Source organism: Bradyrhizobium agreste, assembly GCF_016031625.1.
In the GTDB taxonomy this organism is placed as follows: Bacteria; Pseudomonadota; Alphaproteobacteria; order Rhizobiales; family Xanthobacteraceae; genus Bradyrhizobium; species Bradyrhizobium agreste.
In genome coordinates, this window is the sequence record NZ_JACCHP010000025.1 from 101,337 (window position 1) to 125,975 (window position 24,639).

Genomic DNA, 24,639 nt, shown 5'->3' on the forward strand with positions numbered 1-24,639 from the left:
GATGACCGACAAGTTCATCTCGATCGAAGGCATCGCCAAGCGCTATCCTGGCGCGGGAGGCGTCACGACCACCATCTTCGAGAACCTCTGGCTGTCGATGGCGCGCGGCGAGTTCGCTTGCGTGATCGGCCATTCCGGCTGCGGCAAGACCACGGTGCTCAACATCCTCGCCGGGCTCGATGCGCCGAGCGAGGGCGCCGTGATCGTCGACGGGCAGGCGATCTCGGGCACCAGCCTCGACCGCGCCGTGATCTTCCAGAGCCACGCGCTGCTGCCCTGGCGCACGGTGCTCGGCAACGTCGCCTATGCCGTGAGCTCGAAATGGCGCAGCTGGGACCGCGCCAAGATCAAGGCGCATGCGCAACAATTCATCGATCTGGTCGGCCTGTCCGGCTCCGAGCACAAGCGCCCGTCGGAGCTGTCGGGCGGCATGAAGCAGCGCGTCGGCATCGCGCGGGCGCTGTCGATCACGCCGAAGATGATGCTGATGGACGAGCCGTTCTCGGCGCTGGACGCGCTGACGCGCGGCACGCTGCAGGACGAGGTGCGGCGGATTTGCCTGGAGACCGGGCAGACCGCGTTCATGATCACCCACGACGTCGACGAGGCGATCTATCTCGCCGACAAGATCTTTCTGATGACCAACGGTCCCGGCGCGGTGCTGGCGGAGGTGGTCGAGAACCCGCTGCCGCGCGATCGCGGCCGCACCGATCTGCACCGCCATCCGCTGTACTACGCGCTGCGCAACCACATCATCGATTTCCTGGTGACGCGCAGCAAGACCTTCGTCGCGGAAACGCCGGATCACGATCCGCGCAACGTGCCGGTGGTGCAGATCGGCAAGCCCGGGCTGACAATCGCGTCGACCGGCGAAGAGCCACGACAGACCTGGATGCCGGGGACAAGTCCCGGACTGAGTGCCTAACAAGGAGACGCCAACATGAAGCGCGAAGACCTCACCGAAAAACTGCTCGACATCAAGCGCGAGAAAGGCTGGAGCTGGAAACACATCTGCGAGCAGATCGGCGGCTATTCCGAAGTGCTGATCGTCGGCGCGATCCTCGGCCAGATGAAACTGACCAAGCCGCAGGCCGCGAACGCCGGCGAGCTGTTCGGCCTGTCGAAGGCGGAAGTGGCCATGCTCAACGAGGTGCCGATGCGCGGCACCGGCACGCCGATGCCGCCGACCGACCCGCTGATCTACCGCTTCTACGAGATGGTGATGGTGAACGGCCCGGCCTGGAAGGCGCTGATCGAGGAGGAGTTCGGCGACGGCATCATGTCGGCGATCGATTTCGACATGGCGCTCGAACGTGTCGCCAATCCGAAGGGCGACCGCGTCAAGATCACGATGAGCGGCAAGTTCCTGCCGTACAAATATTACGGCGCCAGTGGCAACGTGCCGGAGTATGGCTTCAAGGAGGGGTGATCTAGACCTCTGTCATTCCGGGGCGATGCAAAGCATCGAACCCGGAATCTCGAGATTCCGGGTTCGGTCCTACGGACCGCCCCGGAATGACACTTCGTGTCACTTCCCCGCCTTCACCTCGGCGGCGGCCACCGCCAGCAACTCGCTCATCTTGGCGCGAATCGCCTGCTCGGTGACGTTAACGTTCTTGGCGGCGAAATCGGCCGACAGCTTGCGCAGGACGTCGGCATCGCCGGCCTCCTCGAAATCGGCCGCGACCACCTCCTTGGCATAGGCCGTGGCGGCGTCGCCGGTGATGCCGAGCTTTTCGGCTGCCCACAGGCCGAGCAGCCGGTTGCGGCGGGCCTCCGCCTTGAATTTCTGCTCCTCGTCGAGGGCGAATTTCTTCTCGAAGCCTTCCTCGCGCTTGTCGAACTCGCTCATGCCTTTTCCAATTCCCTGCTGACTGGACCCGGCTTCCCTCGTTGCGGGAGCCCCGGCGCATGCCTAGATAGATAGCACGAATCGGCAAAACAACGGGCCGTTAAGCCGCAGGCAAGACGGTATAAGTTGGTGCCGGACGGCCGGATCGATTGTGCTCGGACAGCCAATCGGATAGGTTGCCTAAGGCTTGGTTCCCGTTCTGTTTCCAAAGGGTTATGGATCGGTTCCTGGCCGTTCACGGCAGCTCCGCTGTGGGTCGTAATCCTAGTCAACCGGAGCACACCAAATTCATGGATTTCAACAAAACACGGTACATCCCCATGAGCCGTCGGCGTCGCATTTATGAAGGCAAGGCAAAGGTTCTTTACGAAGGCCCCGAGCCCGGTACCCTGATCCAGCACTTCAAGGATGACGCCACCGCGTTCAATGCGAAAAAGCATCAGGTGATCGAGGGCAAGGGTGTCCTCAACAACCGGATCTCGGAGTACCTGTTTCAGCACCTCAACGACATCGGGGTGCCGACTCATTTCATCCGCCGCCTCAATATGCGCGAGCAGTTGATTCGCGAGGTCGAGATCGTGCCGCTGGAGGTGGTGGTGCGGAACGTCGCCGCCGGCTCGCTGTCGCAGCGTCTCGGCATCGAGGAGGGCACGCAGCTGCCGCGCTCGATCATCGAGTTCTACTACAAGAACGACCAGCTCAACGACCCCATGGTGTCGGAAGAGCACATCACCGCCTTCGGCTGGGCGACGCCGCAGGAGATCGACGACATCATGGCGCTCGCCATCCGCGTCAACGACTTCCTCACCGGCCTCTTCCTCGGCATCGGCATCCGCCTCGTCGACTTCAAGATGGAGTGCGGGCGCCTGTTCGAGAACGAGATGATGCGCATCATTGTCGCCGACGAGATCTCGCCCGACAGCTGCCGGCTGTGGGACATCAAGTCGAACGAGAAGCTCGACAAGGATCGTTTCCGCAGGGATCTCGGCGGCCTGCTGGAGGCCTATACCGAAGTCGCAAAGCGCCTCGGCATCCTCATGGAGAACGAGCGTCCCCAGGGCACCGGCCCGGTGCTGGTGAAGAGCTGAAGAGGATCATCGACGTGAAGGCACGTGTCACCGTTACCCTGAAGACGGGCATCCTCGATCCGCAAGGCAAGGCCATCGAAGGCGCGCTGAAGTCGCTCGGCGTCGATGGCGTCGCCAGCGTGCGCCAGGGCAAGGTGTTCGATATCGAGCTCGCCGGCGCCGACAAGGCCAAGGCGGAAGCAGCGCTGAAGGAAGCCGCCGACAAGCTGCTGGCGAACACCGTGATCGAGAATTATCGGGTCGAGCTGCTCAGCTAGACCTGCCCTTGTAGCCCGGATGGAGCGAAGCGAAATCCGGGTCTAACCGCGGTGCACTGTCCCGGATTGCGCTTCGCTCCATCCGGGCTACAAGACAACATACTCACAGCCACCCGACACGCCGAAAGCGCCAGTACAGCGCGCCGCAGGCCGTCAGCATCACGCCGAGCAGCATGAAATAGCCGTACTCCCATTCCAGCTCCGGCATGTGCTTGAAGTTCATGCCGTAGATGCCCGCGAGCGCGGTCGGGATGGCGATGATGGCGAGCCAGGACGCGAGCTTCTTGGACACCGCCGTCTCCTGGGCCTGGCCGACCAAAAGGCTCGCCTCGAAAGCGAAGGCCAGCACCTCGCGCATGGAATCGATGCGCTCCTGGATGTTGCGGACGTGGTCGGTGACGTCGCGGAACAACGGCTGCATGGTCTTGCGCACCATCGACAGCTCGTCATGCTCCAGCCGGCGGCAGACCTCCACCAGCGGGCCGATCGCAGTCCTGAGCCGCAACAGGTCGCGGCGCAGCATGTAGAGCCGCTCGATCTGCGCCTTGCTGATCGGCTTGGAGAGCACGTCGTCCTCGATAGCCTCGACCTCTTCGTGGATGCTCTCCAGCACCGGCGAATAATTGTCGACGATGAAATCGAGGATGGCATAGAGGATGTAGTCCTCGCCGCGCGCGAGCGCCCGCGGGCAGCTCTCGCAGCGTTCGCGCACCGGCGTGTAGGAAGTCGAAGCGCCGTGGCGCACCGAGACCAGATAGCCTTCGCCGATGAAGATGTGGGTCTCGCCGAAGGCGATGCGGCCCTCGATCAATTGCGCGGTGCGTGCGACGATGAACAGGGCCTCGCCATATTGCTCGATCTTCGGCCGCTGATGGGCGTGGTTGGCGTCCTCGATCGCGAGGTCGTGCAGGTCGAACTGCTTCTGCACCGCGCCGAGCAGCGCCATGTCGGGCTCGTGCAGCCCGATCCACACGACATGGCCGGGCTTGGCTCGCCAGCTCGAGGCCTCGCTGATGGCGATATTGGCAACCCTGCGGCCGTCGACATAAGCGCCGGCAGCGACGACGCCCTCGGCTGATACCGGTTCGGAGCGGGATGCGGGCAGCGACGGGACGTTCATGGCTTCAATCCCGGGCGAATCGAGCGACCTAAAATCGCGAGGCTATGGCCTGTGCACAAAGGCGCTCCGCCACGCTAGCACTGGTAAAATCCCCGTCAAATGGTTATGTCTGTTCGCGAATTGGCCCGTCGGCCAGCCTCGATTCCCAGCCGCGTCGGAACCCTGCCATGAAAGCCGCCATCCTCGTCTTTCCCGGAATCAACCGTGAGCGCGACATGGCGCGCGCGTTGAGGCTGATCTCCGGCAGCGAGCCTGCGATGGTCTGGCACGCCGAGACCTCGCTGCCTGCGGGCACCGATCTCGTGGTCGTGCCCGGTGGCTTCTCCTATGGCGATTATCTGCGCTGTGGCGCGATTGCGGCGCGCGCACCTGTCATGGACGCGGTGCGCGACTATGCGGCCAAGGGCGGCCTCGTGCTCGGCGTCTGCAACGGTTTTCAGATCCTCTGCGAGTCCGGCCTCTTGCCGGGCGTGCTGATGCGCAATGCGCGGCTGAAATTCATCTGCCGCGACGTGCATCTGCGTGTCGAGCGTTCCGACACGCCGTTCACGCGCGGCTACAATGCCGGCCAGGTGATCCGGGTGCCGGTCGCCCATGGCGAGGGCAATTACGAGGCGGACGAAGAGACCATCAAGCGGCTCGAAGGTGAGGGGCGGGTGCTCTATCGCTACTGCTCCGCAGAAGGGGTGGTCGACGAGGCAGCCAACATCAACGGTGCGGCGCATTCGATCGCCGGCATCGTCAACGACAGAGGCAACGTGCTCGGCATGATGCCGCATCCGGAAAACCACGTCGAAGACATCATGGGCTGCACCGATGGCCGCGGCCTGTTCGCAGGTCTCGCCCAGCATCTGGAGCAAGCCGCGTGATCTCGTTCGTGGTAAAACGTGCTCTCGCCGCGGTCGCGGCGCTGGCGTTCGCGACATTTTCGGTCGCGACTTGCGCATTCGCGCAGGATTATCCCAAGCGTCCCATCACCATGATCGTGCCGTTCGCGGCCGGCGGCACTTCGGACGTGATCGCTCGCGCGGTGGCCGAGCAGATGGGGATTGCGCTCGGCCAGACCATCGTGATCGAGAACGTTGCCGGCGCCGGCGGCTCGACTGCGCTGGCGCGCGCCTCCCGCGCCGAGCCCGATGGCTATACGATTGCGATCGGCAATGCCGGCACCAATGCCGCTACCTACACTATCTATCCGAAATTGCCGTTCACGCCTGATTCCTTCGTGCCGATCGCCATGGTGGCGAAGACGTTCGGCATCATCGCGCTGCGCAAGGATTTTCCGGCGAAGGACCTGAAAGAGTTCATCGCCTATGCCAAGGCCAATCCGGGCAAGATCAATCTCGGCCATGCCGGCGTCGGCTCCTCCAACTACCTGATCTGCAAGAGCTTCGTCACCGCCGCCGGCGTCGACGCGACGCTGGTCGGCTATCGCGGCGCCGCGCCGGCACTGACTGACGCGGTCGGCAGCCAGATCGACGGCGTCTGCGATGCGGCCGCCTCGGTTTCGCAAGCGATCAACGAGAAGCTGGTGAAGGGCCTCGTGGTCGGCTCGACCGTGCGGCTCGCCACGTTGCCCGACCTGCCCACCTCGGCGGAAGCGGGCCTGCCCGAGTTCGAGGCGCAGGGCTGGAACGGCCTGTTCGCGCCCAAGGGCACGCCGCCGGCCGTCATCGCCAAGCTGAATGCAGCGGCGCGCACGGCCGTGGAGACCGAGGCGGTGAAGAAGCGCTTCGCCGACCTGTCGACCGTCGCGCCCGATGGCGACGAGCACGCGCCCGAAGTGCTGCAAAAGCTCGTGACGCGCGACGTCGAGAAGTACCGCAAGATGCTGGCAGACCATGCCAACAAGTAGCCAGGCCGAGTTGCCTGCTGGCGGCTGGCGTATGGCTGCCCAGACGGCTTAGTGAAGCGCGGGAATGCGGGCGATGACCTTGATCTCGAAGTCGAAGCCCGCAAGCCAATTGACGCCAACGGCCGTCCAGTTCGGATAGGGCGGCCCGCCGATCTCCTCGGTACGAACGGCCATCACCGTCTCGATCTGGCTCGCCGGATCGGTGTGGAACGTGGTGACGTCGACGACATCGTCCAATGTGCATCCGGCCGCTGCGAGCACGGCACGCAAATTGGCGAACGCACGCCGGACTTGGTCCTCGAACACCGGCTCGGGTGAGCCATCCTCGCGGCTGCCGACCTGTCCCGACACGAACAGCAAGTCACCGGAGCGGATCGCCGCGGAATAGCGATGCACTTGATAAAGCGCGTGGCGGTTCGCGGGGAAGACTGCCTCTCGCTGGGACATGGCAGGAGCCTTTCAATCGGTGGACGGGTGGGAGAAACGTGGGCGCTTCACGGGTGGCGCTTCACCGCAAGTTCAGATACGCTTCGTATGTGAGATGTAATTCACATACGAGGCGTATGTCAAGAGGATCAGGCATGGCAAAGGGAAAGCGCGCTACGGCCATGGCGGAAAATCGGGCCAAGCTCATCCGCGCCGCGCGCAAGGCATTTGCCACGCAGGGCTATGCAGACGCGTCGATGGACGAGCTCACAGCCGCCGTCGGTCTGACGCGGGGCGCGCTGTATCACAACTTCGAAGACAAGAAGGGGCTGCTCTGGGCCGTCGTCGAGCAGATCGACGGCGAAATGGCGGAGCGGCTCCGCATCGCCCGAGAGCAGGCGCCCAGCCTGTGGCTGGGCCTGCTCGCGGAGGGAAGCGCCTATATCGAAATGGCGCTCGATCCCGAGATCCAGCGCATCATGCTCCTGGATGGACCTGCCGTGCTCGGCGATCCCTCCAAATGGCCCGGCGAGAACGCCTGTCTCGAGATCACCATGCGAACGATCCGCGCGCTGATCGAGCAGGGAATCGTGAAGCCGGTCGACGTCGAAGCGGCGGGGCGCTTGCTGAACGGTGCTGCGCTCAGCGCCGCGTTGTGGGTCGCGGCCGCCGACGATCCCAAGAGTGTGCTGAACAAGGCCGTCGACGCGTTTCGAGAGCTGGCGAGTGGATTGCTGCGCGACGCTCGTGAACCTGCATAGCGTTTGAGGCGACTGACTCCTCGTCGCCATCACGGCGCGGATTCCGGTTCGCTGATTTCTGCCGGCTGAAGCAACTCAAAGTTGTTTCATTGCATCGGTTGCGATATCAGGAAGCGGCGCTGTCGTTGTGCTTTCCGGATGTCACATGCCCGTCGCTTTGGTTGTCCTGCTGCTCGATATCACGCTGATCTATCACGCCTCGCGAACCGGACGGTTGCGGCCCTGGGCCTTCATCATCCTGCTGGTGCCGATGATGGGCGCGATCGCCTATATCGCGGTCGAGCTCATTCCCGAATGGTTTTCCAGCCCCGGCGCGCGGCAGGCGCGCCAGCGCGTCGCCAATCGCCTCGATCCCGAGAAGCGCTATCGCGAGCTGTCCGACCGGCTGGCCGGCACCGACACCATCGCCAACCGCGAAAGAGTGCGCGAATGTCGGCCGGTTCGCCGAAGCGGAAGCGCACTACGATCACGTTCTGAAATTGCCGATGGGCCACGACCCTGCCTATGCGCTGCGCAAGGCGCAGGCGCAATTTGCCGCGAGCCGCCCGGCCGATGCGCTCGCGACGCTCGACGATCTGCAGAAGCAATGGCCGGATTTCGATTCCGCCGACGCGCATCTGCTCTATGCCCGCGCGCTCGCCGAGGTCGGACGTCTAGACGAGGCGCTCGAGGAATATCACGCGCTCGCCGGTTATTTCCCTGGCGCCGAGGCGCGGGTGCGCTACGGCATGCTGCTGCAAATGGTCGGCCGCACCACTGAAGCACGCATGGTCTTCAACGAGCTGCTGATCCAGATGCGCCGCGCGCCGAAATACCTGCGCAAGGCGCAGGCGGAATGGCTGTCGATTGCGGAGAAGCAGTTGTCGGCGTCGCGCTGATTGCCGCTTCAACGCCAAACGCCAGAGAAGGCGATCAGGTCAACCAGGTAATGCACGAGCACGACCGGCCAAAGCGCGCCTGAGCGCCGGTACATCGCCATCAAAAGGATGCCGGTTGTTGTGGCAAGCAGGATGTTTCCGATCCCGCTCCACCAATGATAGGCGCCGAAGATCAGAGACGTCATGAGAATGGCAAAGACCCCATCGCCCAGGTAAGGCTGTGACGCATTCCGAAGCAATCGCCTGAAAATGATCTCTTCGCTGGCCGCGACCAGTGCCAGGCCAAAAACGAGATCGAAGACGTCGAGCCAGCCGGTCGGCTGCGGATACTTGCCAATGACGGCCGCCGGAAATGTCGCATTGAAGAGACGTCGCGGCCACTCACCCAAGCGGTCCAGCAGCACAATTCCTGCGATCCAGACGCCGATTTCAAGAAAGGAAATCCGACGTTTCTCCGTGCGATAGGCAAGAGTTCGTGCTGCCGGAATCGCCGCAAGGATCGCCAGGGCAGCTATCCGGCCGGCATAGTCCCAGACGAGCCAATCCGCTGCAGTGTTCTGATGCAGTCGCATGAGTTGGGATGCAACGTGCGGAACAAGCGCGAGGGCGAACCACCAAATGCCGGGCACGCGATCGGCTTTTGAATCGCCAATGGCGTGCGGTGAACGACTTTCCATGCTGGGCCTTGAGGGAGGGATGTGTCGCGACAGGCTTGCGCGCGACTACCTCATATTGGTCCAACGGGCGAGGTGCGCGAAAAGGGAAGGCGTCGAGCTATGCGTTTGGCTGCGGGAGCGCCTTCCGCTTCATCCGCTTGATCGTGCCGGAAAAGGTCAGCAGCAGCCGCTCGCCGGACATCATCTTGCCGCGCAGGAAGATCAGCGAGCCGCCGGCGCGGGTGACCTCGCCGGTGCATTCGATCAGCTCGCCCTCGCGTGCCGCGTCGAGGAATTCACAGGCGAAATTGGTCGTCACCGCCCGGCTGTCCAGGACATGGGTGGCGATCGCAAACAGCGAATAGTCGGCGAAGGCCATGTAGCAGCCGCCATGGACGTTGCCGGAGCCGTTGAGGTGCTTCTTCTCGACCCGGAAGGCGCTACGGACGCTGCCGTCCGCCTCGATCCGGTGCCAGAACGGGCCGACATGGGATTCAAAACTGTCGCGGATCCAGGTCCGCCAGCCGACAAATTCACCCTCTGTCGCGACATGGAGGTCGGGGCGGCGCGGCGGGGGCGCTTTGGTCAATTCGTGCAAGGAAATAGGCCTTCAATTGCGGGTCTTCAGCCCTTAAATCCGATCCGACCGCGCCGTGCAATTCCCGTTCCCGCCGGGCCCCGGGCGCAAAACGTGGGACAGCGGGAAAATGCGCCATAAAGGGCTTTTCGAAGCCGTCCGATGTTCCTAAGAACGGCCAAACCGCCGCCGAAAGCCTCGAATCCATGAAGAATGAACCCAAGATCACCCCCGAACTGGTTGCCGCCCACGGGCTCAAGCCCGACGAGTATGAGCGCATCCTGAAGCTGATCGGGCGGGAGCCGACCTTCACCGAGCTCGGCATCTTCTCGGCGATGTGGAACGAGCATTGCTCGTACAAATCCTCGCGCATCCATCTGCGCGGCCTGCCGACCAAGGCGCCCTGGGTGATCCAGGGCCCCGGCGAGAATGCCGGCGTGATCGACATCGGCGACGGCCAAGCCGTGGTCTTCAAGATGGAGAGCCACAACCACCCGAGCTACATCGAGCCCTACCAGGGCGCGACCACCGGCGTCGGCGGCATCCTGCGCGACGTCTTCACCATGGGCGCGCGCCCGATCGCCTGCCTGAATGCGCTGAGCTTCGGCGCGCCCGAGCACCCGAAGACGCGGCATCTCGTCTCCGGCGTGGTGGCGGGCGTCGGCGGCTACGGCAATTCCTTCGGCGTGCCGACGGTGGGCGGCCAGGTGAGATTCCACACCCGCTACGACGGCAACATCCTCGTCAATGCCATGGCGGTGGGCCTCGCCGATGCCGACAAGATCTTCTATGCGGCGGCCTCCGGCGTGAACATGCCGATCGTCTATCTCGGCTCCAAGACCGGCCGCGACGGCATACACGGCGCCTCGATGGCCTCGGCCGAGTTCGACGACAAGTCCGAGGAGAAGCGCCCGACCGTGCAGGTCGGCGATCCCTTCGCCGAGAAGCTGCTGCTCGAAGCCTGCCTCGAGATCATGGAGAAGGGCTGCGTCATCGCGATCCAGGATATGGGCGCGGCGGGCCTGACCTGCTCGGCGGTGGAGATGGGCGCCAAGGGCGACCTCGGCGTCGACCTCGACCTCGACGCGGTGCCGACCCGCGAGACCGGCATGAGCGCCTACGAGATGATGCTCTCGGAGAGCCAGGAGCGCATGCTCATGGTGCTCAAGCCCGAGAAGGAGAAGGAAGCCGAGACGATCTTCAAGAAGTGGGGCCTCGATTTCGCGGTGGTCGGCTATACCACGCCGAGCAAGCGCTTCGTGGTCAAGCATGGCGGCGACGTCATGGCCGATTTGCCGATCAAGGAGCTCGGCGACGAGGCGCCGGTCTATGATCGCCCGCATGTCGCCTCCACCCCGCTGCCGATCGTGCATGCGCGCGACGTGCCGGCGCCGATGGGCCTCGGCGCTGCCTTGGAGAAGCTGGTCGGCACGCCGGACATGTGCTCGAAGCGCTGGGTCTGGGAGCAGTACGATCACCTCATTCTCGGCAACACCATGCAGCGTCCGGGCGGCGACGCCGCCGTCGTGCGCGTGCAGGACGGGCCGAAGGGCCTGGCGCTGACCGTCGACGTCACGCCGCGCTATTGCGAGGCCGATCCGTTTGAGGGTGGCAAGCAGGCGGTCGCCGAAGCCTGGCGCAACATCACCGCGGTCGGCGGCAAGCCGCTCGCGATCACCGACAATCTCAACTTCGGCAACCCTGAACGGCCGGAGATCATGGGCCAGTTCGTCGGCTGCCTGAAGGGCATTTCGGAAGCCTGCCGCACGCTCGACTTCCCGGTCGTGTCCGGCAACGTCTCGCTCTACAACGAGACCAACGGCCGCGCGATCCTCCCGACGCCCTCGATCGGCGGTGTCGGCCTGCTCGACGATTTCACCAAGTCGGCGTCGCTCGCCTTCAAGGCCGAGGGCGAGGCGATCCTCTTGATCGGCGAGACCCATGGCTGGCTCGGCCAGTCCGTCTATCTGCGCGACATCTGCGGCCGCGAGGAGGGGGCGCCGCCGCCGGTCGATCTTGCCGCCGAGAAGCGCAACGGCGATTGCGTGCGCGGCATGATCCATGCGGGCACCGCCACTGCCGTGCACGACCTCTCCGACGGCGGACTCCTGATCGCGCTCGCCGAGATGGCGATGGCGGGTGGCATCGGCGCCAAGCTGCTGGCCGCGCCGACCGCGCTGGTGCCGCAGGGCTATTGGTTCGGCGAGGACCAGGCGCGCTATCTCGTCACCGTGCCGGAAACCGAAGCCGGCCGCGTGCTCGCCAAGATGCGCGGCTGCGAGGTGCCCTGCGTGCGGATCGGCACCACCGGCGGCGACGCCATCGCGATCGCGGGCGAGGCGCCGGTGACGATCGACAGCTTGCGGGCCTCGTTCGAGCGCTGGCTGCCGGACTATATGAGCGGCAAGGCGGCGTAAGGCGCTGCGACACACGCTGTCATTGCGAGCGCAGCGAAGCAATCCAGACTATCGCCGCTGAAGGATTCTGGATTGCTTCGTCGCAAGGGCTCCTCGCAATGACGAGTGAGGAGGTCTGGCCTCAAAGCACCTTCGACGCACCCGGGATCTGCCGCAACGCGCGCGTCAGCGCCCAGCTCGCCGCGACAGTCAGTACAAACCCGATCGTGGCCTTGACGATCGCCGGCAGGTCATAGTCGAACAGCCAGTATTGCAGCCACAATGCGATCGGATAGTGCACCAGGAACATGCCGAACGCGTCGCCCTGCATTGGATCGAGCAGCCTGGCTGAGCCTGATTGCTTGAATCTCTGGAAAATGGCCAGGATCAGAAACATGATGGCCACGCTGAAGACAGTGAAGCAGATGGCATAGAGCGCTTCATACCAGTCCGGCAAAGGCGACGGGTTGCCCAGTATTTCGCGCTTGATGAAGATCAGCGCCCACAACAGGCAGTACGGAACGATCGCCAGGACCATCCAGTCCCAGCTCACCTTTGCCATGCGGCCGTCGACAGCGAGCAGCCCGCGATCCATTTGCGCAACGCCGACGCCGGCACCGAAAAAGAAGTAGGTCGCGTACAGCATCACGCGCCCGTGCTGGACCGAGAACGGCCCGAACTCGAACCAATTGCTCGCTCCGAAGTGAATCCGCCCGGGAATGTAGAACGCCGCGGTGACGGCCAGCATGACCGCGAAGAACACCGCGGGCCGACGCCGACCGTGCAGCGAGAGGCGATTGATCGGATCGAGCAGATTGGGTGACAGCCGGTACAGCAGGCAGGCAACCAGGTCGAAGGCGAACAAAACCCAAAGGAACCAGATCGGCCCGCTCGGCCACGGCCCCTTCGTGACCATATTCCACCAGAATTCCGAAAAGCCGATCTCCGGATGCTCCCGCAGCGAGATCGCGTAATAGGCGAGCGGAATGACTGTCAGGGCGCAGATCGCGAAGGGTAGGCCAAGCCGAAGCAGGCGATCTGCCACATAGCTCCGGACTCCCTTCCGGGCGATGCCAGACCAGGCGAACAGCCCCGACAGGAAGAAGAACATCGCCATGAAGAAACTGTCGGTGGCGAGCACGATCATGTCGAAGCCGAAGAAATAACTCGGATCGGTATGACCGAAATAAGTGTAGGGGATCACCGCGTGATGCAGCAGCACCACCAAAGTGAGGAAGGTGCGGGCGCGATCAATCGCCAAATTGCGCACCTTGCTCTGCGGCGCGGCATGCACCTCTGCGCCGATCGTCGCTGAATGTGACATCGTCATCGTGGCCGCCCCGGTCCTGGTCCCGGCCGGACTGTGCCGCCGGGAACTCGATTCAGCAAGGGCCGTTTGTCTCGGAGGTCGCCCCCGACCACCTCTAGGAACTAGTTCCTCGCAGCGATGTTAGCGTTCGTCGAAACAGCGTAGGCCGTGAGACGCGGCAGTTCGGAGCTGGCGATGACGATCCTGAAATGGGCGCTGATCTTCCTCCTGGTCTCGATCGTCGCCGGCGTGCTCGGCTTCACCGGCATCTCGGCCGCCTCCGCCGACATCGCGCGCTTCCTGTTCTACGTCTTCGTCGTGATCTTCCTGGTGCTGCTGATATTGGGACTTACGATCTTCAGGACGTAGTCGTTACCCTTTGGTCATTCCGGGATGGTGCGCAGCACCAGACCCGGAATCTCGAGATTCCCCGGTGCGCAATTGCGCACCTGAGGTTCGGTCCTGCGGACCGCCCCGGAATGACAGCATCAAGAACTACCCCACTTCCTCGATCTTCACCCTGTCCGGATAGAACGCCAGATGACCCGAGATCTCCGCCATGGCGGGGAAGGGTGTCTCGTAGGTCCAGATCGCGTTGTCGAGCGTCTTGCCGTCGGCCTTCACGCTGTAATAGTTCGCGTCCCCCTTGTAAGGGCAATGGGTGACACGGTCGGTACGCTCCAACAGGGCCATGTTGGTGTCCTCCCGCGGCACATATTGCACTGCCGGATATCTGGCCTCCTTCAAAGTCAGCGCCTTGCTGGTCTCGGCGATCACGATGTCGCCCGCCGTGACGCGGACGCGCCTCGGGTTTGGGGTGATGGTGATCGGGTGGTCGGGCCCTGGAAGCTTCATGATTTCACGCCTTTTCGATCAATCTGCCGCGCGCGGCACTTTGTCGTGCCTTTGCGCTGATGGGATCAGGGATATAGTGCCGGAAAGCGTGACGTAGAAGGCCGTTCACGCTAAGTTTGGCCTTGCCGGCGAGGGGACCCCGGCAGCGATTCGATGATGAGGCTGCTTTGCAGCCGAGATAAGGAGCAAGACCCGAATGCCCATGGACGCCCACGAGATCGAGGCGATGATCAAGGCAGCGATCCCCGATGCCGAGGTGACCATCCGTGACCTCGCCGGCGACGGCGATCACTATGCCGCGACCGTGATCTCGGAATCCTTCCGCGGCAAGTCGCGCGTCCAGCAGCACCAGATCGTCTACCAGTCCCTGCGCGGCCAGATGGGCGGCGTGCTGCATGCGCTGGCGCTGCAAACCGGCGTACCCGGCGGCCCCGGAGTGCCCGGCACCTGACCTGACCAGCGCCACGGGGGACGATGATGGCCGCGGACAATCCGCGCGGCGCGATGTTTCGCGTCATCAGGCCGAACCAGCACAGCCGCGTCACCAATGCCGAGCTGTTCTTTGACCTCGTCTTCGTCTTTGCGGTCACCCAGGTCTCGCACACGCTGCTGCACCATTTCACGCCGCTCGGCGCGGTGCACGTGGCGGTGCTGTTTTTGGCGGTGTGGTGGGTGTGGGTCTTCACGGCCTGGGTCACCAACTGGCTCAATCCCGAGCTGACGCCGGTCCGCCTGCTGCTGTTTGCGATGATGCTGGGCGGCCTCGTGCTGTCGACCTCGATCCCGACCGCGTTCGAGGGGCGTGGCCTGTGGTTTGCCATTGCCTACGCGGCCATGCAGGTCGGACGCACCGCGTTCTGGCTGTTCGCAACGCCGGCGCACCGGACGGCGGTGCAACATAACGCGATCCGCATCCTGGTCTGGCTCTCCGTCTCCGCGGCCTTCTGGATCCTCGGCGGCCTCGCCGATGACGAGGCGCGGCTGTGGTTCTGGATCGCTGCGCTCGCGATCGAATACATCGCACCCGCGGTCCGCTTCTGGGTGCCGAAGCTCGGCTTCTCGTCGGTCGAGGCCTGGGCCGTCGAGGGCGGCCACATGGCCGAGCGCTGCTCCCTCTTCGTCATCATTGCGCTCGGCGAAGCCGTCATCGTCAACGGCGCGACCTTCGCCGAGCTGGAATGGACCGCGGCCAACATCACGGCCTTCGTCTCGGCACTGGTCGGCGCCATCGCGATGTGGTGGGTCTATTTCCACAAGGGCGCGGAAGCCGGCTCAGAGTGGATCTCGAAGTCCTCCGAATCCGGCCGTCTGGCGCGGCTCGCCTACACCTATCTGCACCTGCCGATCGTTGCCGGCATCATCCTGACGGCGGTGTCCGACGAATTGGTGCTGAAGCATCCGACCGGCCATTCCGACATCCGGACCGTTCTGAGCACGATCGGCGGGCCGCTGGTGTTTCTGGTCGGCACCATCCTGTTCAAGCACGCGGTCCGCGGCTTCCTCCAGCTCTCGCACGGCGTCGGCATCATCCTGCTATTGGTGCTGTGGTGGCTCGCGTCGGAACTGTCGCCGCTGTGGCTGTCAATGGCAACGAGCGCCATTTTGATCGTGGTGGCGGTGTGGGAGTCGGTGTCGCTGGGCTCGAATGTGGAGGAGGCCGGGGAGCATTGAAGCTGCGGCTCTTACTCCGCGACCTCCAGCGCGTGTACCGAGAACATCTTCGCCGCATCCGTCCAGCTCTCGCGCACGCGCCAGCCCGCGCCCTGGGCCAGCGCGGCAAAGCGCGCGAGGCTGTATTTGTAGCTGTTCTCGGTGTGGATGCTCTCGCCCGGGCGGAACGAGAAGCTGGTGCCGAGCAGGCGCACGGTCTGGCTCTTCCTGCTGATCAGGTGCATCTCGATGCGGTGCCGCTCGCGGTTGTAGATCGCGCGATGAGTGAAGGCGGAGAGATCGAAATTGCCGCCGAGCTCGCGGTTGATGCGCACCAGCACATTGAGGTTGAAGCGCGCGGTGACGCCGGCCGCATCGTTATAGGCGTCGAACAGGATCCGCTCGTCCTTCTCGAGGTCGGCGCCGATGATCATCTGCGCGCCTTTGCCGAGGATCTTGCGTGCGCTCTTCAGGAAGGCCTGCGCTTCGTCCGGCTCGAAATTGCCGATGGTCGAACCGGGGAAGAAGCCGACCTTCGGCATGGATGCCACCGCCGTCGGCAGCTCGAACGGCGTGGTGAAATCGGCGGCCACGGGATAGATGCCGAGCGCCGGGAAATCCCGCTTCAGGCCGCTTGCCTGTGCCTTCAGGAAGTCGCCGGAGATGTCGACGGGCACATAGGCTGCGAATTTGCAATGATCGAGCAGCAGGCGCACCTTCGTGGTCGCGCCGGCGCCGAACTCGACCAGCGCGGCGTGCTCCGGGATGATCTTTGCGATCTCGCTGCTGCGCTCCTTCAGGATCGAGAGCTCGGTGCGCGTCGGATAATATTCCGGCAGCTTCGTGATCGCCTCAAACAGCTCCGAGCCGGTCGCGTCATAGAAATATTTCGGCGACAGCTTTTTCGGCTGCCGCGAGAGGTCCTCAATGGCCTCGCGGGCAAAGGCGGTGGTCTGCTCGTCGGGAAGATGGGCTTCGGCCAAGGCGCTGGCGTGCACATTCATGATACTCTCCTGAACGCGCTGTCCGGCGCGCATCTGTCGTCGGAATGTCTAGTTGTAATCGGCAAGCCGCAGGCCGGTGAACTGCCAGCGGTGGTGCGGATAGAAGAAGTTGCGATACGTGATACGGCTGTGGCCTTGCGGAGTTGCAAGCGAGGACCCGCGCAGCACCAGCTGGTTGACCATGAACTTGCCGTTGTACTCGCCGAGCGCGCCCTCGACGGCGCGATAGCCGGGGTAGGGCGCGTAGGAGCTGCGGGTCCATTGCCAGACGAGGCCGAAGGCGTCGTTGAGCTGGCCGGTGCGGGCCGCGACCTCCCATTCCATCTCGGCCGGCAAGTGCTTGCCGGCCCAGCGCGCGAACGCATCCGCCTCGTAATAGCTGACGTGGCAGACCGGCGCGTCCGGATCGACCGGCTTGAGGCCGGCCAACGTCATGACCTGCCATGCGCCATCGACCTCGTGCCAGTAGCCGGGGGCTTGCCAGTCTTCCTTGCTGGCCGCGGCAAAGCCGTCCATCAGCCACAGGGTTGCGGTCCGGTAGCCGCCATCCTGCATGAAGGCGAGCCACTCGGCATTGGTGACCAGATTGCGGGCGATCCTGACCGGACCCACGAGTGCACGGTGCGCCGGCTTCTCGTTGTCGAAATGGAAGCCGTCGTCGACATGGCCGACGGTGTGGATGCCTTCGTTCAGCGTCAGCCAGTCATCGCCGCCGCGCGCTGCGGCCGGGAAGCGCCAGTCCGGGTCATACGCCGGATAGATCGGGTTCTGCGCAAAGGCATGCAGAATGTCGGTGAACATCAGCTCCTGATGCTGCTGCTCGTGATTGAGCCCGACCTCGACCAGCGGCACCAGGGCCCGGAGCTTGTCCGCGTCGGTCCCGCGGAAGAACTGGACGACGGCCGCATCGACGTATTTGCGATAGGCGCCGACCTCGTCGGCGCTGGGTCGGGTGATGTCGCCGCGATGATTGCGGGCATGTCGCGGGCCGGCGCTGACGTAGTAGGAATTGAACAGGAACGCGAAATCGGGGTGGAAGGGCCGGTAGCCAGGGGCGTGCTCGCCGAGCAGGAATTGCTCCCAGAACCAGGTCGTATGGGCCCGGTGCCATTTGGTCGGGCTGGCATCGGGCATCGACTGGATCTGCTGGTCCTCGGGAGACAGCGGCGCGGCCCGACGTTCGGTCTCGTTGCGGACGCTGAGAAACGCCACTTCCAGCCGGCGGGCGAGGTCGTCCTGGTGGGAGGACGGTGACGAAAGCTGGGAGGCGGCCGTGGCTGAGGCTTGTTTCGTCACGTTTTTCTCCAGACAGGCCAAGAGAACGTTGTTCGCACGACCCGGTTCCATGAACAGGGTTCGTCCTAGATAGGGGCTCCGTTACGGTATGAAAGTCCTCTGCGGCGATGATATTGATGTCATCAGCCTATGGACCCGTTGGGCTCGGCACGGCCGCCAAGGGGCCCGCCGCCGCCATTTTACTTTGGATGCACAACGGTTTGCGCTACATATATGGGCAGGTATCGGGTTAAATCGGCTGAGCCGGCCCGAAGCAATTGGTGAGGGCTCTGCCCCAGAAGGACACGGATATGAGCATCGCGGAATTCATCGACAATGAAGTGAAGTCGAACGACGTGGTTCTGTTTATGAAGGGGACGCCGCAATTTCCGCAGTGCGGTTTCTCCGGCCAGGTGGTCCAGATCCTCGACCATATCGGTGTCGGCTATAAGGGCCTCAACGTTCTCGAATCCGCCGAGCTGCGCAACGGCATCAAGGAATATTCGAACTGGCCGACCATCCCGCAGCTCTACGTGAAGGGCGAGTTCGTCGGCGGCTGCGACATCGTCCGCGAGATGTTCCAGGCGGGCGAATTGCAGCAGCTCTTCTCCGAGAAGGGCGTCGTCGTCGCGGCCTGACACGTGACCGTGCTGACGCGCCGGATTGGCGGCGCGGAGCTCGAGGTCATCGTCGCCGATATCACCACACTGGGCGTTGACGCCATCGTCAACGCCGCGAACACGTCGCTCCTTGGCGGGGGCGGCGTGGATGGCGCGATCCACCGGGCAGCCGGGCCCGAGCTCGTCGCCGAATGCAGCATGCTCCACGGTTGCAAGACGGGTGATGCGAAGATCACCAGGGGCTATCGGCTCAAGGCCGCGCATGTGATCCACACCGTCGGTCCGGTGTGGAATGGCGGCACGCGCGGCGAGGACGATCTGCTCGCCTCCTGCTATCGGCGGTCCCTGGAGCTTTGCGGGAAGCACAAGCTGATCTCGGTGGCATTTCCCGCGATTTCGACCGGCATTTATCGCTTTCCTGCCGCCCGGGCGGCCGATATCGCCGTGCGCACGACGATCGAAGGACTGGCCTTGGCGCCGACCCTCGCTCGCGTCGTGTTCTGCTGCTTCTCCGAGCCGAGTGCCAGGCTCCATGCCGAGGCGCTTTCGCGACACGGCGGCCCTTGTGCCGATTGAGCTGGTCGGTACACTCCGACGCGCCATGTTGGGGGAGGGGATATGATTTCACGATTTGGGCTGCGTGTGCTCGCCTGCGGCGCACTTGTGTCGCTTGCCGCGATGTCGCTGGCGCGCGCGGGGGGCACCTACGAGATTCCGGCCGGCGCGCATTTCAATCAGGACAAGCTCGGCAGGATCACCGAGTTCTTCAAGAACGAGGTCGCGACCGGCAAGATCGCCGGTGCAAACGTGCTGATCCAGCAGCATGGCAAGCCGGTCTATCACGAAGTCTTCGGCGTTCAGGACGTGGTCAGCAAGGCCCCGATCACGGACAAGACCATCTTCCGCCTGTTCTCGATGACCAAGGCGATCACTGCGGTGGTCGCGATGCAATTGGTCGAGGAGGGCAAGATCAAGCTGGACGATCCCGTCTCGAAATACATTCCGTCCTTCGCCAATGTGAAGGTCGGCGTCGAGAAGAAGGCCGAGGACGGTACGAAGTCGCTCGAGTTGGTGCCGCCGAAGCGGGCGATGACCGTGCACGATCTGATGACGCACACCTCGGGCATCACCTACGGCTTCTACGGCGACAGCCTGGTCCGCAAGGCCTATCGCGAGGCCAACATCTATGCCGGCGACTTCGATCTGGCCGAGTTCGCCGAACGCATCGCCAAGCTGCCGTTGCACAACCAGCCGGGCGCGCTCTGGCAATACGGCCATTCGACCGACGTGCTGGCGCGTGTGATGGAGGTCGCCGCTGGCAAGCCGCTGATCGACATCATGCGCGAGAAGCTGCTCGATCCTCTCGGCATGGTCGATACCGGCTTTTTCGTTGCGGACCCCGAGAAGCAGAAGCTTCTGGCCCAGCCGGTGCCGAACGATTCCGATTTCCGCGTCGGCCGCATCAACGATCCGACGGTGAAGAAGAAGATCCAGTTCGCCAGCGGCGGCATGGTCACGACCATGGCGGATTACAAGAGCTTTTCGCAGATGCTGCTCAATGGCGGCAGTCTCGATGGCAAGACCATCCTCAAGCCGGAGACGTTCAAGCTGATGACGACCGATCAGGTCGGCCCGGGCTCCGGCGTCGAGCGCGACTTTTTCTATTTCCCCGGCGACGGTTTCGGCTTCGGCCTCGGGCTTGCGGTCCGTACCGATCCCGGCAACGCCAAGCCGCCGCCGCCCGGCAACCTCGGCGAACTCAAATGGGACGGCGCCTCCGGCTGCTATTTCGTGATCGATCCCAAGCAGGACATGTTCTTCGTGCTGCTGGAGCAGACCCCGAGCGAGCGCCAGCGCGTGCAGCGAACATTGAAGCAGCTGGTTTATGAAGCCATGGAGAAGTGACATGAACGGGCGCCGCGCGCTCTTCGCGGCGCTCGTCCTTTTGTTCGGCACCGTAGGTGCGCGGGCGGGGTCAGAAGGCCGCGCGCACAGCTTCACGCCCGAAGGCCTGGCAAAAGTCTCCGACTACATCAGGAACGAGATCGCGACCGGCAAATTTCCGGGGGCGATATTGCTGCTCCAGCAACACGGCAAGCCGGTCTACTACGAGAATTTTGGCGTCCGCGATGTCGCGACCGAACTTTCGATGAGCGCGGATACGATCTTCCGACTCTATTCGATGTCCAAGCCGATCACCTCGGTCCTGGCGATGATGCTGGTCGAGGAGGATAAGCTTGCGATCGGCGATCCCGTCTCGAAATACATTCCGGCCTTTGCCGCCATGAAGGTCGGCGTCGAGAAGAGGGCCGAGGACAACAAGGTCTCGCTGGAGCTGGAGCCGCTCAAACGCCCGGTGACGATCGAGGATTTGATGCGGCATACCGCCGGGATCCCTTACGGCTATTATGGCGGGGACCTGGTGAACAAGCTTTATGCCGACGCCGGAATGTTCGACAAGAATTCGACCAATGCCGAACTCGTCGCGAAGATTACCGCGCTGCCGCTCGCCGAACAGCCCGGCACGATCTGGGACTACGGCCACTCCACCGACGTGCTCGGGCGCGTCATCGAGGTGATCTCGGGGACATCGTTGTTCGAGTTCGCGAAGAAGCGGCTGCTCGATCCACTCGGGATGAAGGATACGGCGTTTTACGTCGCCGATCCCGCCAAATGGTCGCGCGTCGCCGAACCGATGCCGCAGGATCGGGCGATCAGCCCGATCACGCAGGTTCGCGATATCAGGAAGCCGCTGCGGTGGGAGTCGGGCGGCGGCGGCCTCGTCGGCACAGTCGGCGATTATGCGCGCTTCTCGCAAATGCTGCTCAACGGCGGCACGCTTGAAGGTCGACGCTACCTGAAGCCGGAAACCATCGCCTTGATGGCGTCGGATCATATCGGTCCCGAAACCCACGTCGAGCACGACAAGCACTACTATCCGGGTGAGACCAGCGGCTACGGCCTCGGCTTCGCCGTGCGTATCTCGGTGCCGCCGGGCACGAAATGGCCGCTTGGCGAATATCGCTGGGACGGCGTCGGCGGCACCTTCTTCTTCATCGATCCCGAAGATGACCTGTTTGGAATCTTCATGGTGCAGACCCCGTCGCAGCGCGGCCGGATCCAGCTCGCGCTGAAGACGCTGATCTATCAGGCGATGGGGCGGTAGACTCTCGTTTTGACGCGTTTGCTTTACGCGAACCGGTATCCACTTCGCTCGAAAACGCTCTGATTACGCCCCGCGCACGATCTCGCGCACGTATCCGATCGTCTCCTCGATCTGGCTCGCATTGACGTCCAGATGCGTGCAGGCGCGGATGCGGCCGTCCATCATCGCGAGCGTCACGCCGCGCTGGCGGAGGGCTGCGACCATCTTGTCGCCGGGAATGCCGGCGCCGTCGGGCTTGAAAAACACGAGATTGGTCTCGGGCTCCTGCACCTCGATGCCTGAGATCTGCGACAATCCGCGCGCGAGCGCGCGCGCATTGGCGTGGTCGTCAGCCAGGCGCTCGACGTGATGATCGAGCGCGTAGATGCAGGCCGCGGCGCAAATGCCGGCCTGGCGCATCGAGCCGCCGAGCCGCTGCTTCCACTGCCAGACCGCGTCGATGAAGGCGCGCGAGCCCGCAAGCACGCCGCCGATCGGCGCGCCTAGCCCCTTGGAGAAGTCGATCCAGGCCGAGTCCCAGCCCGCGGTCATGTCGCGCGGCGAGATGCCGCTCGCAACGGTGGCGTTGAGCAGGCGCGCGCCGTCCATATGGGTGACGAGGCCGTGCTGCCTGGCGATCGCGACGATCTCGTCGAGCACCGGCTTCTTCCAGATCGTGCCGCCGCCGATATTGGCGGTCTGCTCGACGCTGACGACGGTCTGCGGCGGCTGGTAGCGCGTGCGCGGATGCAGCGCCTTGCGAAGAGTCTCCGGCGTGAACTGGCCATCGGGGCCCTTGAGCTGGGTGACCTGGAAGCCGCCGATCGCCGCATGCGCGCCGCCTTCGCGTGCGATGATATGCGCGGTCTCATGGGCGAGGATTTCGTCACCGGGGCGGCAATGCACCAGCGTGGCGGTGACGTTGCACATCGTGCCCGAGGGCATGTAGACCGCCGCTTCCTTGCCGAGCAGATCGGCCACGCGCTCGCACAGCGCGTTCACGGTCGGATCGTCGCCGACCTGCTCGTCGCCGACCTCCGCCCGCGCCATCGCCTCGCGCATCCCCGCCGTCGGCTTGGTCTGCGTGTCCGAGAGCAGATTGATGCGCACCGGCGGCGCCTTGGGATCGATCGGGGGAGGGGTGTAGAGCATGCGACGGCTCCTAAGTAGTGCGGCCACTGAAGGGTGGCTCTTAAGCAAAAAGGCCCCGGCGAACCGGGGCCTTTCGATATTCAGATCTTAGCGCGAATAGAATTCGACGACCAGATGCGGCTCCATCTGCACCGGGAACGGCACGTCGGAGAGGCCGGGGATGCGGGTGTACTTCGCGGTCATCTTGCCGTGGTCGACTTCGAGATAGTCGGGGACCTCGCGCTCGGGCAGCTGGCTGGCTTCGAGCACGTGGGCGAGCTGCTTGGAGGCTTCCTTGACCTCGACCACGTCGCCGACCTTGAGCTGATAGCTCGAGATGTTGACCTTGCGGCCGTTCACCTTGACGTGGCCGTGGTTGATGAACTGGCGTGCGGCGAAGATCGTGGAGACGAACTTGGCGCGGTACACGACCGCGTCGAGACGACGCTCCAGGAGACCGATCAGGTTCTCGCCGGTGTCACCCTTGAGGCGGCTCGCCTCGACATAGATGCCGTGGAACTGGCGCTCGCTGATGTTGGCGTAGTAGCCCTTCAGCTTCTGCTTGGCGCGCAGCTGCACGCCGAAGTCGGAGAGCTTGCCCTTGCGGCGCTGGCCATGCTGGCCGGGGCCGTACTCCCTACGGTTCACGGGGCTCTTCGGGCGGCCCCAGATGTTCTGGCCCATACGGCGATCGATCTTGTACTTCGCCTCACTGCGCTTAGTCATCGCGTCCTCTTCAGGTCATGGTTTGAGGAAACGCGCCCTCCTGTGTGACGGGATGATCCCGGCACCGACAGGTCCGATCCCCAAAGCTGAAGGGAGAGGACCACGGGTCGCGAAACGCTTCGCGGGCCGAAACCGGCCCGCGAGCAGGCGGCTTTTAGGGGAGTTTAGGGTTGGCTGTCAATTCCTTAGCCTGTCATTCCGGGGCGTGCGGCGACGGTATTCTCATGTCCTGACCGCCCGGACCGGCTTTGACCCCGCCGCCCGCAATTCGGCGGCAATTTCAGTGTTCAGGACCTGTTCCAACCGGGTCAGGACCCGTGCGATCGGTGCGGCGTCGGTGACACGGTGGTCCCAGCGGATTACGACATGAATGGTCTGGTCCGGCTCCACCAGCCCATAGCTCACGACATAGGGGCCCGGCGTGATCGGGTGGAGCTCGCCGCCGCCGTAGGCAGCCACCGAGCTCACCGCGAAGCTGCCGAACCAGTTGCCACGCTGACGGCCGAAATTCAGACCGACGGCCCAGGACAGGCGTCGCAATGGCAGCGGCAGGCGCGTCGCCCGCATGATCTTGCGGAACATCGGGACGTCCGCGATCGGGGCCGTCTTGCCGCGTCGGATCTCCGCATCGACGGCGGCCAGCGAAAGGGCCTCAGGACCGGCAATCCGCTGCGGCAGAACGCATTCCTCGCCATCATCGACCCGCGCGATCGCGACCGTCGCCACGCTCTTCGGCAGCTCATAAAGGGCCGGCCAGGGCCATTTGGTGTAAACCGTGCGCAGGATCGGCTCGTCCTTTGCAACCAGGGCGAAAGCCTTGACGAACATCGCGGCCCAGCCGGCGGGTGCGGCTGCGTCCGCGCGGGCCTCCAGCAGGGGGCGGATATTGAGCGAACGGGCCAGCGAAACGAAAGGTACGCCCATCGAGGCGTGCATGAGGTCGCAGATCAGACGGCGCCGCAGCGAAATGGTCTTGGGCGTCCCGCGCATAGGCCTCCGGTTCCAAATCAAAGATCAAAATATGTGCAGCGAGCCGGGGCCCGCCCGCTCGCTCTAGC

The 24,639-nt window shown here is 63.9% G+C and carries 27 protein-coding genes and 1 pseudogene; 16 read left to right on the forward strand and 12 right to left on the reverse strand.

Translation table 11 applies throughout. The features are described 5' to 3' along the window. The first annotated feature begins 1 nt into the window (after position 1). Positions 2–925, forward strand: coding sequence for an ABC transporter ATP-binding protein (locus tag HZZ13_RS29990; protein ID WP_197963110.1), 924 nt, complete (start codon positions 2–4; stop codon positions 923–925). 15 nt (positions 926–940) lie between these two features. Beyond that, positions 941–1,429 carry a cyanase gene (gene cynS, locus HZZ13_RS29995; RefSeq protein WP_197963111.1) on the forward strand — a complete coding sequence of 163 codons (489 nt, stop codon included), beginning with the start codon at positions 941–943 and terminating at the stop codon, positions 1,427–1,429. Between the two features lie 99 nt (positions 1,430–1,528). Here cynS and HZZ13_RS30000 read toward each other — a convergent pair whose 3' ends face one another. Continuing rightward, on the reverse strand, positions 1,529–1,852 hold the full coding sequence (locus tag HZZ13_RS30000) for a DUF1476 domain-containing protein (RefSeq protein ID WP_197963112.1): 324 nt from the start codon (positions 1,850–1,852) through the stop codon (positions 1,529–1,531). Positions 1,853–2,172: 320 nt separating this feature from the next. Between HZZ13_RS30000 and purC the strand changes: the two genes are divergently transcribed. Together purC and purS are read left to right on the forward strand one after the other, a co-directional pair. Further along, positions 2,173–2,940 (forward strand): phosphoribosylaminoimidazolesuccinocarboxamide synthase, encoded by a 768-nt coding sequence (gene purC, locus HZZ13_RS30005; protein WP_172782948.1) that lies wholly within the window; start codon positions 2,173–2,175, stop codon positions 2,938–2,940. A gap of 14 nt (positions 2,941–2,954) precedes the next feature. After that, positions 2,955–3,197 carry a phosphoribosylformylglycinamidine synthase subunit PurS gene (gene purS, locus HZZ13_RS30010; RefSeq protein WP_028137374.1) on the forward strand — a complete coding sequence of 81 codons (243 nt, stop codon included), beginning with the start codon at positions 2,955–2,957 and terminating at the stop codon, positions 3,195–3,197. Positions 3,198–3,300: 103 nt separating this feature from the next. Here the strand turns inward: purS and HZZ13_RS30015 are convergent, their stop codons facing one another. Beyond that, positions 3,301–4,317, reverse strand: coding sequence for a magnesium and cobalt transport protein CorA (locus tag HZZ13_RS30015; protein ID WP_197963113.1), 1,017 nt, complete (start codon positions 4,315–4,317; stop codon positions 3,301–3,303). Between the two features lie 167 nt (positions 4,318–4,484). Here HZZ13_RS30015 and purQ point away from each other — a divergent pair, with 167 nt between their 5' ends. Both purQ and HZZ13_RS30025 read left to right on the forward strand, forming a co-directional pair. Then, positions 4,485–5,186: a phosphoribosylformylglycinamidine synthase subunit PurQ gene (purQ, locus tag HZZ13_RS30020; RefSeq protein ID WP_197963114.1), complete on the forward strand. Its 702-nt coding sequence runs from the start codon at positions 4,485–4,487 to the stop codon at positions 5,184–5,186. Next, entirely contained in the window at positions 5,183–6,172 is a 990-nt protein-coding gene (locus tag HZZ13_RS30025; protein WP_197963115.1) for a tripartite tricarboxylate transporter substrate binding protein BugD, read from the forward strand. Before purQ ends, HZZ13_RS30025 begins: the two co-directional genes overlap by 4 nt. A gap of 48 nt (positions 6,173–6,220) precedes the next feature. On the opposite strand, the gene HZZ13_RS30030 is transcribed toward HZZ13_RS30025, so the two are convergent. Further along, the gene (locus HZZ13_RS30030; protein WP_197963116.1) at positions 6,221–6,619 is read right to left on the reverse strand and encodes a RidA family protein; all 399 of its coding nucleotides are present in this window, start codon (positions 6,617–6,619) and stop codon (positions 6,221–6,223) included. A gap of 134 nt (positions 6,620–6,753) precedes the next feature. Between HZZ13_RS30030 and HZZ13_RS30035 the strand changes: the two genes are divergently transcribed. Together HZZ13_RS30035 and HZZ13_RS37440 are read left to right on the forward strand one after the other, a co-directional pair. Continuing rightward, positions 6,754–7,359, forward strand: a complete 606-nt coding sequence (locus tag HZZ13_RS30035) for a TetR/AcrR family transcriptional regulator (RefSeq protein ID WP_197963117.1) — start codon at positions 6,754–6,756, stop codon at positions 7,357–7,359. Between the two features lie 145 nt (positions 7,360–7,504). Further along, positions 7,505–8,237 (forward strand): annotated as a pseudogene (locus HZZ13_RS37440) (tetratricopeptide repeat protein). A gap of 8 nt (positions 8,238–8,245) precedes the next feature. On the opposite strand, the gene HZZ13_RS30045 reads toward HZZ13_RS37440, so the two are convergent. Next, entirely contained in the window at positions 8,246–8,914 is a 669-nt protein-coding gene (locus HZZ13_RS30045) for a CPBP family intramembrane glutamic endopeptidase (protein WP_197963118.1), read from the reverse strand. Positions 8,915–9,011: 97 nt separating this feature from the next. Next, on the reverse strand, positions 9,012–9,491 hold the full coding sequence (locus tag HZZ13_RS30050) for a PaaI family thioesterase (RefSeq protein ID WP_025037294.1): 480 nt from the start codon (positions 9,489–9,491) through the stop codon (positions 9,012–9,014). Positions 9,492–9,676: 185 nt separating this feature from the next. Here HZZ13_RS30050 and purL point away from each other — a divergent pair, with 185 nt between their 5' ends. Beyond that, positions 9,677–11,887: a phosphoribosylformylglycinamidine synthase subunit PurL gene (gene purL, locus HZZ13_RS30055; protein WP_197963119.1), complete on the forward strand. Its 2,211-nt coding sequence runs from the start codon at positions 9,677–9,679 to the stop codon at positions 11,885–11,887. Positions 11,888–12,008: 121 nt separating this feature from the next. Here purL and HZZ13_RS30060 read toward each other — a convergent pair whose 3' ends face one another. Then, a complete protein-coding gene (locus tag HZZ13_RS30060; RefSeq protein ID WP_197963120.1) occupies positions 12,009–13,196 on the reverse strand; it encodes an acyltransferase family protein in 1,188 nt (395 codons plus the stop codon). A 174-nt stretch (positions 13,197–13,370) separates the two neighbouring features. Between HZZ13_RS30060 and HZZ13_RS30065 the strand changes: the two genes are divergently transcribed. Continuing rightward, positions 13,371–13,544: a DUF1328 domain-containing protein gene (locus HZZ13_RS30065; protein ID WP_197951474.1), complete on the forward strand. Its 174-nt coding sequence runs from the start codon at positions 13,371–13,373 to the stop codon at positions 13,542–13,544. 126 nt (positions 13,545–13,670) lie between these two features. Here the strand turns inward: HZZ13_RS30065 and HZZ13_RS30070 are convergent, their stop codons facing one another. Then, positions 13,671–14,030: a DUF427 domain-containing protein gene (locus HZZ13_RS30070; RefSeq protein WP_197963121.1), complete on the reverse strand. Its 360-nt coding sequence runs from the start codon at positions 14,028–14,030 to the stop codon at positions 13,671–13,673. Positions 14,031–14,226: 196 nt separating this feature from the next. On the opposite strand from HZZ13_RS30070, the gene HZZ13_RS30075 reads away from it, so the two are divergent. Together HZZ13_RS30075 and HZZ13_RS30080 are read left to right on the forward strand one after the other, a co-directional pair. Further along, positions 14,227–14,481 (forward strand): BolA/IbaG family iron-sulfur metabolism protein, encoded by a 255-nt coding sequence (locus tag HZZ13_RS30075; RefSeq protein WP_197963122.1) that lies wholly within the window; start codon positions 14,227–14,229, stop codon positions 14,479–14,481. A 26-nt stretch (positions 14,482–14,507) separates the two neighbouring features. Beyond that, the gene (locus tag HZZ13_RS30080; protein ID WP_197963123.1) at positions 14,508–15,701 is read left to right on the forward strand and encodes a low temperature requirement protein A; all 1,194 of its coding nucleotides are present in this window, start codon (positions 14,508–14,510) and stop codon (positions 15,699–15,701) included. 11 nt (positions 15,702–15,712) lie between these two features. Here the strand turns inward: HZZ13_RS30080 and egtD are convergent, their stop codons facing one another. Next, positions 15,713–16,684 carry an L-histidine N(alpha)-methyltransferase gene (gene egtD / locus HZZ13_RS30085; RefSeq protein ID WP_197963124.1) on the reverse strand — a complete coding sequence of 324 codons (972 nt, stop codon included), beginning with the start codon at positions 16,682–16,684 and terminating at the stop codon, positions 15,713–15,715. A 48-nt stretch (positions 16,685–16,732) separates the two neighbouring features. Continuing rightward, positions 16,733–18,031, reverse strand: a complete 1,299-nt coding sequence (egtB, locus tag HZZ13_RS30090; RefSeq protein WP_197963125.1) for an ergothioneine biosynthesis protein EgtB — start codon at positions 18,029–18,031, stop codon at positions 16,733–16,735. Positions 18,032–18,270: 239 nt separating this feature from the next. Between egtB and grxD the strand changes: the two genes are divergently transcribed. From grxD to HZZ13_RS30110, 4 genes are read left to right on the forward strand one after another with little or no spacing between them, the layout of a single operon-like run. Further along, positions 18,271–18,597: a Grx4 family monothiol glutaredoxin gene (gene grxD / locus HZZ13_RS30095; protein ID WP_080140390.1), complete on the forward strand. Its 327-nt coding sequence runs from the start codon at positions 18,271–18,273 to the stop codon at positions 18,595–18,597. A 3-nt stretch (positions 18,598–18,600) separates the two neighbouring features. Continuing rightward, positions 18,601–19,155: an O-acetyl-ADP-ribose deacetylase gene (locus tag HZZ13_RS30100; protein ID WP_197963126.1), complete on the forward strand. Its 555-nt coding sequence runs from the start codon at positions 18,601–18,603 to the stop codon at positions 19,153–19,155. Positions 19,156–19,197: 42 nt separating this feature from the next. Then, complete coding sequence (locus tag HZZ13_RS30105; protein ID WP_197963127.1) at positions 19,198–20,484, forward strand: serine hydrolase domain-containing protein; 1,287 nt, start codon at positions 19,198–19,200, stop codon at positions 20,482–20,484. Between the two features lies 1 nt (position 20,485). Beyond that, entirely contained in the window at positions 20,486–21,745 is a 1,260-nt protein-coding gene (locus tag HZZ13_RS30110) for a serine hydrolase domain-containing protein (protein WP_197963128.1), read from the forward strand. A 63-nt stretch (positions 21,746–21,808) separates the two neighbouring features. Here the strand turns inward: HZZ13_RS30110 and HZZ13_RS30115 are convergent, their stop codons facing one another. The 3 genes from HZZ13_RS30115 to HZZ13_RS30125 all read right to left on the reverse strand — a co-directional run bounded on the left by HZZ13_RS30115 (position 21,809) and on the right by HZZ13_RS30125 (position 24,571). Beyond that, positions 21,809–22,876: a threonine aldolase family protein gene (locus HZZ13_RS30115; protein ID WP_197963129.1), complete on the reverse strand. Its 1,068-nt coding sequence runs from the start codon at positions 22,874–22,876 to the stop codon at positions 21,809–21,811. Positions 22,877–22,963: 87 nt separating this feature from the next. Next, positions 22,964–23,581: a 30S ribosomal protein S4 gene (gene rpsD / locus HZZ13_RS30120; RefSeq protein ID WP_027576344.1), complete on the reverse strand. Its 618-nt coding sequence runs from the start codon at positions 23,579–23,581 to the stop codon at positions 22,964–22,966. 222 nt (positions 23,582–23,803) lie between these two features. After that, positions 23,804–24,571, reverse strand: a complete 768-nt coding sequence (locus HZZ13_RS30125; protein ID WP_197963130.1) for an acyltransferase — start codon at positions 24,569–24,571, stop codon at positions 23,804–23,806. Positions 24,572–24,639: the final 68 nt, after the last annotated feature.